General features: G+C 68.0%; 7 protein-coding genes and 1 tRNA gene. 4 read left to right on the top strand and 4 right to left on the bottom strand.

Going from position 1 to position 6,577, the window contains the following annotated elements; translation table 11 throughout:
- Window positions 1-184 precede the first annotated feature (184 nt).
- Complete coding sequence (locus ACIHAX_RS01090) at window positions 185-679, top strand: h domain protein (RefSeq protein WP_355076913.1); 495 nt, start codon at window positions 185-187, stop codon at window positions 677-679.
- A 19-nt stretch (window positions 680-698) separates the two neighbouring features.
- Here ACIHAX_RS01090 and ACIHAX_RS01085 read toward each other — a convergent pair whose 3' ends face one another.
- The 4 genes from ACIHAX_RS01085 to ACIHAX_RS01070 form a co-directional block, all read right to left on the bottom strand.
- Window positions 699-2,165, bottom strand: a complete 1,467-nt coding sequence (locus ACIHAX_RS01085; protein ID WP_397275134.1) for a sensor histidine kinase — start codon at window positions 2,163-2,165, stop codon at window positions 699-701.
- Window positions 2,162-2,893: a response regulator transcription factor gene (locus ACIHAX_RS01080; RefSeq protein WP_067795068.1), complete on the bottom strand. Its 732-nt coding sequence runs from the start codon at window positions 2,891-2,893 to the stop codon at window positions 2,162-2,164. Before ACIHAX_RS01080 ends, ACIHAX_RS01085 begins: the two co-directional genes overlap by 4 nt.
- A gap of 70 nt (window positions 2,894-2,963) precedes the next feature.
- Complete coding sequence (locus ACIHAX_RS01075) at window positions 2,964-4,505, bottom strand: trehalose-6-phosphate synthase (protein ID WP_364425229.1); 1,542 nt, start codon at window positions 4,503-4,505, stop codon at window positions 2,964-2,966.
- Window positions 4,506-4,589: 84 nt separating this feature from the next.
- The gene (locus ACIHAX_RS01070) at window positions 4,590-4,760 is read right to left on the bottom strand and encodes a hypothetical protein (protein WP_169334155.1); all 171 of its coding nucleotides are present in this window, start codon (window positions 4,758-4,760) and stop codon (window positions 4,590-4,592) included.
- A 188-nt stretch (window positions 4,761-4,948) separates the two neighbouring features.
- Here ACIHAX_RS01070 and ACIHAX_RS01065 point away from each other — a divergent pair, with 188 nt between their 5' ends.
- The 3 genes from ACIHAX_RS01065 to ACIHAX_RS01055 all read left to right on the top strand — a co-directional run bounded on the left by ACIHAX_RS01065 (window position 4,949) and on the right by ACIHAX_RS01055 (window position 6,491).
- Entirely contained in the window at window positions 4,949-5,767 is an 819-nt protein-coding gene (locus ACIHAX_RS01065) for an alpha/beta hydrolase (protein WP_355077054.1), read from the top strand.
- Between the two features lie 168 nt (window positions 5,768-5,935).
- The gene (locus ACIHAX_RS01060) at window positions 5,936-6,175 is read left to right on the top strand and encodes an MbtH family protein (RefSeq protein ID WP_067795192.1); all 240 of its coding nucleotides are present in this window, start codon (window positions 5,936-5,938) and stop codon (window positions 6,173-6,175) included.
- Window positions 6,176-6,419: 244 nt separating this feature from the next.
- A tRNA-Thr gene (locus ACIHAX_RS01055) sits at window positions 6,420-6,491 on the top strand.
- The last annotated feature ends 86 nt before the right edge of the window (window positions 6,492-6,577 follow it).

Genomic DNA, 6,577 nt, shown 5'->3' with positions numbered 1-6,577 from the left:
ACGAGGGCCCCGTTCATGCCGGAATCGGACACAGCATGAACGGTCAGGCCCGGAGGCGGCAGCGGAGCGTGACCACGCAGGGCCCCGTTCATGCCGGAATCGGACACAGCATGAACGGTCAGGCCCGGAGGCGGCAGCGGAGCGTGACCACGCAGGGCCCCGTTCATGCCGGAGAGGACACAGCATGAGTATGAACGGCATTCGCGCCAAGATCCTGCTAGCGGTCCTCGGTGTGGTCGTCGCGGCGGCCGCGGTCGTCGGCGGCGTGAACGGCTACCGCTACTGGGATGACCGGCAGGCCGAGCAATCGCGCAAGGACGCGGTCGCGACGGCGGGCCGCACTCTCGAGGCCATGTTCACCTACAACCCGCAGACCGTCGACACCGAGCTGCGCAAATCCGCCGACAACCTCAGCGGCGACTTCCGCGCCGACTACCTGACGCTGATCGAGAAGCAGATCGCTCCCGGCGCCAAGGAGAAGCAGCTCACCGTCACTGCGACCACCCAGGCGGCCGGCGTCATCTCCGCCGACCGCTCGCACGCGCAGGTCCTGCTGTTCCTCAACCAGGTGATGACGAGCAAGGACACCCCGCAGGGCACCACCACGGGCAGCCGGGTACGCGTCTCCTTGACGAAGTCCGATTCGCACTGGTTGGTGTCGGCGGTGACGCCGGTCTGACGCCGGTCCGCTGGATTCGCTAGGCCGATTCCGATGACACTGTGCGCGGCAGCCGCACCGTGAACGTCGTCCCGGCCTCGGGCGTACTGCGCACGCCCACCTCGCCGCCGTGCGCCGTCACCAGCGCTTGCACGATGGACAAGCCGAGACCCGTGCCGCCGCTGCTGCGGGCGCGGGAGGTGTCGGCGCGGTAGAAGCGCTCGAAGACGCGCTCGGCGTCCTCCGCTGTCAGTCCTGGACCGGTATCCGCCACTTCGAGCAGCACATCGTCGGGGCCGGGGGTGAGCAATACCGTCACCTTCGCGTCGGGCGCGGTGTGGGTGAGGGCGTTGTTCAGCAGATTGCTCAGCACCTGGCGCAGCCTCGCCTCGTCCCCGATCACCTCGAGCGTCCCCTCGCCCGGTTCGATCCGCAGCTCGATGGTGCGGACGGGCCCGTCGGCGTGCCCGGCGGAGACCACGGCGCGCGCGTTGTGCACTCCGTCGCTGGCGACGGCGAGCAGGTCCACCGGGCCGAGTTCCAGCGGGCGCTGCGCGTCCAGCCGCGCGAGCATCAGCAGGTCTTCCACGAGCACGCCCATCCGCTGGGATTCGCGCTCGATGCGGTCCATGAACGCGGCGGGATCGTCGGTCGCGCCCTGCCGATACAGCTCCGCGAACCCGCGGATCGTCGTCAACGGGGTGCGCAACTCGTGACTGGCGTCGGCGATGAAACGGCGCATGCGGTCCTCGGACCGGCGGGCCGCCTCCTCGGACGCGGCGGTCGCGGTGAACGCGCGCTGGATCTGCGTCAGCATCCCGTTCAGCGATCTGGACAGCCGGTCGACCTCGGTGTTGGTGTCGCGCACCGGCACCCGGCGGTGCAGGTCGCCTTGGGCGATGGCCGCGGCGGTGCTCTCCACTCGGCGTAGCGGCCGCAAGCTGCGCCGCACCATGAAGTACGCGAGCACCGCCAGCACGGCCAGGACGACCGCCCCGACGATCAGCTCCAGCACCACGAGCCGGTGCACCGTGTCGGTGTTCTGCGTGAGCGGCAGCGCCACTGTCGTCGTGCCCTCCGGTGTGCGCAGCGTCAGCACCCGCCACCGGATCGCTCCTCCGTTCGCGGAGTCGACGGTGTACGGGCCCGTCGGCGGCGTGGCAGGCAGCACCGGCTCCGCGTCGACGGCGAACGCCGGGATGAGGAACGCGCGCCCGTCGGTGCGTATCGAACGCACCCAGAACTGGCTCGGGGCGTGGCGTGGGTCGGGTGGCAGCACCGGTGGCGGCGGCCCACGCCGGGACCATTCCATCGCGACTCCGCGCAACTGCTGGTCGGTACGGGCGGTCAGCTGCTGTTCCAGGGCCGAAGTGACCACCATGCCGGAGACGAGCAAGCCGAGCCCCGCCGTGAGCACCAGCAGAACCATCAGCGTCACGCGCAGCGGAACGGCGGACAGCCAGCCGGAAACCTTCGCGCGCGCGCCGACGATCCGGCCCCGGCTCATGAACCGCTCTTGCGGTGGGGCGCGCGCATCACGTAGCCGACGCCGCGCAACGTGTGGATCAGCCGGGTATCGCCGGTGTCGACCTTCTTGCGCAGGTAGGAGACGTAGGTTTCCACGACGCCGACCTCGCCGCCGAAGTCGTAGCGCCAGACGTGGTCGAGGATGCGCGGTTTGCTCAGCACGGTGCCCGCGTTGACCATGAAGTAGCGCAGCAGTGTGAACTCGGTGGGCGACAGCGCGACCGGCTCGCCCGCCTTCCACACCTCGTGGGTGTCGTCGTCGAGTTCGATGTCCTCGAAACGGAGGCGCGAGCTTTCCCGCTGCGGCGCGGCGTGCCCGGCGCGGCGCAGGATCACCCGCAGCCGGGCCACCACTTCCTCCAGACTGAACGGCTTGGTGACGTAGTCGTCGGCACCGAGGGTGAGGCCGGTGATCTTGTCCTGCACGTCGTCGCGCGCGGTCAGGAACAGCACGGGCGCGTCGATGCCGTCGGCCCGCAACCTGCGCAGCAGGCCGAAGCCGTCCATGCCGGGCATCATCACGTCCACGATCAGCGCCTGCGGACGGAAGCTGCGCGCCTTGTCCAGCGCCTGCGCGCCGTCGGCCGCGGTGTCGACTTCGAAGCCCTGATAGCGCAGACTCACTGCGAGCAGTTCGACGATCATCGGCTCGTCGTCGACCACCAGCACCCTGGCCTCGGGTGTCTGCTGCACGGGGGCGCCACTCATGGCTTCATCGTCCGCTGTTCGCCTGCGAACTTCCTGGACCGAAGCTGGGTGATTCCTGTGAACGTCGGACTCAGCGGTCCTCGGGATAGACATCGTCGTCGGTCAGCAGCGCGCTGCCCGCGACCTGGTCCTGCGCCAGCGCGTCGAGGAAGGCCCGCGCCCAGCGATCAACATCGTGCGCCAGCACCTGCCTGCGCAGCGAGCGCATCCGCCTGCGTTTGACGTCGCGCTCGTCCTCCAACGCCGCGACGATGGCGTCCTTCACGTCGTCCAGGTCGTGCGGATTGCACAGGTACGCCTGCCGCAGTTCCGACGCGGCGCCGGTGAACTCGCTCAGCACCAAGGCGCCGTTGAGCCCGCTGTGGCACGCGACGTACTCCTTGGCGACGAGGTTCATGCCGTCGCGCAGCGGCGTCACCAGCATCACGTCGGCGGCGACGAAGAACGCGACCAGCTCGTCGCGCGGGATCGGACGGTGCAGGTAGTGCACCACCGGGTAGCCGACCCGGGCGAACTCGCCGTTGATCCGGCCGACCTGGCGTTCGATGTCGCCGCGCATCTGGATGTAGCTCTCCACCCGCTCGCGACTGGGCGTGGCCAGCTGGATCATGACCGTGTCGGCGGGATCGATTCGGCCCTCGACGAGCAGCTCCTCGAGCGCGTTGAGGCGGATATCGATGCCCTTGGTGTAGTCCAGCCGGTCGACGCCGAGCAGGATGTTCTTCGGGTTGCCCAGCTCGGCCCGGATCTTGGCGGCGCGCTCGCGCACCGATCTGCGCCTGGAGTGCTCGTCCAGCTCGGCGGAGGCGATGGAGATCGGGAACGCGCCGACGCGCACCGTGCGGAAACCGACCTGGACGACGCCGAGCTTGGAGCGCACGCCGACCGACCCGCGCGAGGTCGGCTGACCGGCCAGCCTGCGCGCCAGATAGAGGAAGTTCTGCGCGCCGCCGGGCAGGTGGAAGCCGATGAGATCGGCGCCGAGCAGGCCCTCCACGATCTCCGTGCGCCACGGCATCTGCATGAACAGCTCGACCGGCGGGAACGGGATGTGCAGGAAGAACCCGATGGTGAGGTCGGGGCGCAGCATGCGCAGCATCTTGGGCACCAGCTGGAGCTGATAGTCCTGTACCCACACCGTCGCGCCCTCGGCGGCGACCTTGGCGGTGGCCTCGGCGAAGCGCCGGTTCACGGTGACGTAGGCGCTCCACCACCTGCGGTCGTAGACCGGCCGCACGATGACGTCGTGGTACAGCGGCCACAGCGTGCCGTTGGAGAAGCCCTCGTAGTAGTCGGCCACCTCGTCGGCCGACAACGGGACCGGATGCAGTTCGAGGCCGTCCTCGATGATCGGATCCACGTCGACATTGGGGACGCCCGCCCAGCCGACCCACGCCCCCTTGTTGTTGCGCAAGACCGATTCCAGCGCGGTCACCAGACCGCCCGGGCTGCGTTTCCACCTGGTGCTGCCGTCGGGCAGTCGTTCGAGGTCGACCGGGAGCCGGTTGGCGACGACGACGAAACCGGAGCCAGCACCGGAGCCGGTGGTTTCCGCCGCGGCGTCAGCAGTCGAGGTGTCTCTGGCGTGCTCGGAGTCGTCGGACGGATTCATCTGGTCCACTCACGCATCCTTTGCGCGTTGCTGTATCCCGCTGGAGTTGTGTAGTCGACGTCGCCGTTGGCGTCGAGAACGAGATTATTCGCCTCGAGCGTTCGGTCCAATACCCAACATAGACAACAACATCCGGCATTCGTCCGCGTCCTCGGCGTAGGCCGCGACCACTCGCTGCGCCTGACGCGCCGTTTCGTCGGCGAGTGGTTCCAGATCGTCGTCCGCAATGTCGTTGGCGCTGCCCTTCGCGGCCATCGTCAAGTCCTCCCGGCTCGTGCGCTCTTACCCTGCGAAAAGTCAATGGTATGCGACGCTGGGAGGCGCGCCCGCCGGGGCGTTGGCGCAATGGCGGCGCGCGCCGCCAGGACACCCCGGTCGACGTGCCTTCCTCGCTGGTCCCTATACCGTGGGGAGCGCAGCACCAACTCCACGAAAGGGTCGACATGCCGCTGGCCACGGTGAACGGGATTTCCCTCAATTATCAGGTGAAGGGTGACCGCGCCAAGGGCTCCGCGCCGCTGGTGGTCATGATCATGGGCACCGGCAGTCCCGGCCGGGTGTGGGAGCTGCACCAGGTTCCGGCCCTGGTCGCGGCCGGTTACCGGGTGTGCACGTTCGACAACCGCGGGATCGCGCCGTCCTTCGAAGCGGCCTCCGGCATGACCATCGACGAGCTGGCCGCCGACACCGCCGCCCTGATCGAATTCCTGGACGAGGGCCCGGCGCTGGTGGTGGGCACCTCGATGGGGGCGCGTGTGGCGCAGGAGTTGGCACTGGCCCGCCCCGACCTGGTCCGCAAGGCCGTGTTCATGGCCGGGCACGGGCGGCTGGACCAGTTCCAGAAGACGCTCTCGCTCGGTGAACACGAACTCGACGCGGGCGGGGTGACACTGCCGCCGAAATACGAGGCGGCGATCACCGCGGTCATGAATCTCTCGCCTGCGACCATGGCCGAGCCGAACGCCGCGCGCGACTGGCTCGACCTGTTCGAGTTCACCGGCGGGCCGGTCTCGCCAGGCATTCGCGCCCAGCGCAGGATGGATCACGATTTCGACCGGGTGCAGGCCTACCGGGCGATCCGGGTGCCATGTCTTTCGGTCGGATTCGCCGACGACCGGATGATTCCGCCGTATCTGTCCAGGGAGATCGCCGAGGTCATTCCGGGTGCGCGGTACCAGGAGGTACCGGACGCCGGGCATTTCGGATATTTGGAGCGGCCGGAGGCGGTGAACAAGATTCTCCTGGACTTCTTTGCGTCCTGATTGCGAGTCGGCCGAGGTGCGGGCATAGGTAACCGCCCAGGCGTAACGTCTTGCTTGCTAGTGTCGAAACAACGCTCGGGTCTGTCGGCGCCAGAGGTTGGAAGCAACCCGGCACCGTGCGAACCAGGAGCGATCCCGTACATAGCGCCAGTATCCAGTGAGGTGAAATTGAGCACCAACCCCTTCGATGATGAAGACGGCCGCTTCTTCGTCCTGGTCAACGACGAGGAACAGCATTCCCTGTGGCCGGCCTTCGCAGAGGTTCCAGCCGGATGGCGAGTCGTGTTCGGTGAGGACAGCCGCGCCGCCTGCGTCGAGTACGTGGAGAAGAACTGGACCGACATGCGTCCGAAGAGCCTGCGCGACGCCATGGCCGCGGACGACGCGGCTCGTCAGGGCTCTGTCTGATCTGCCGCGCCTCCGGCGCGGCGTGTTCGTGACTCCTTGACGGCTCCCGTCCGAGTGACCGCCGCTCGCGACTTCGTCGCGGACGCGGCGGCCACTCGGCTATGAGCTGGGCCGCGAACGGCACATGCTCGATCTCGCTTCGCTCGAAAGCGGTTGTCGGGCCGGTACGGTCGCGTTCGGTGCCGAACGCGGATTCCGTTGTGATGCGGACGGCGTACCAGGCTATGATGACAACCGCTTTCCCGCCTCCTTAGCTCAGTGGTAGAGCACTCGCCTTGTAAGCGAGCGGTCGTCAGTTCAATCCTGACAGGGGGCTCCGTCCAGCCGCTGCGCGTCTGTAGCTCAGTGGTAGAGGCCGTGCTCGATGTTGTAAGCGAGCGGTCGTCAGTTCAATCCTGACAG

It is taken from the genome of Nocardia sp. NPDC051929 (assembly GCF_044548645.1).
Classification (GTDB): Bacteria; Actinomycetota; Actinomycetes; order Mycobacteriales; family Mycobacteriaceae; genus Nocardia; species Nocardia sichangensis.
Note: the sequence above shows the minus strand (reverse complement) of the source record. Positions and strands in the feature narration are given on the sequence as shown.

Coding starts and splice junctions, on each gene's coding strand:
- ACIHAX_RS01075 (WP_364425229.1), bottom strand. CDS start 4,505: ATGAATCCGTCCGACGACTCCGAGCACGCCAGAGACACCTCGACTGCT.
- ACIHAX_RS01080 (WP_067795068.1), bottom strand. CDS start 2,893: ATGAGTGGCGCCCCCGTGCAGCAGACACCCGAGGCCAGGGTGCTGGTG.
- ACIHAX_RS01065 (WP_355077054.1), top strand. CDS start 4,949: ATGCCGCTGGCCACGGTGAACGGGATTTCCCTCAATTATCAGGTGAAG.
- ACIHAX_RS01085 (WP_397275134.1), bottom strand. CDS start 2,165: ATGAGCCGGGGCCGGATCGTCGGCGCGCGCGCGAAGGTTTCCGGCTGG.
- ACIHAX_RS01070 (WP_169334155.1), bottom strand. CDS start 4,760: ATGGCCGCGAAGGGCAGCGCCAACGACATTGCGGACGACGATCTGGAA.
- ACIHAX_RS01090 (WP_355076913.1), top strand. CDS start 185: ATGAGTATGAACGGCATTCGCGCCAAGATCCTGCTAGCGGTCCTCGGT.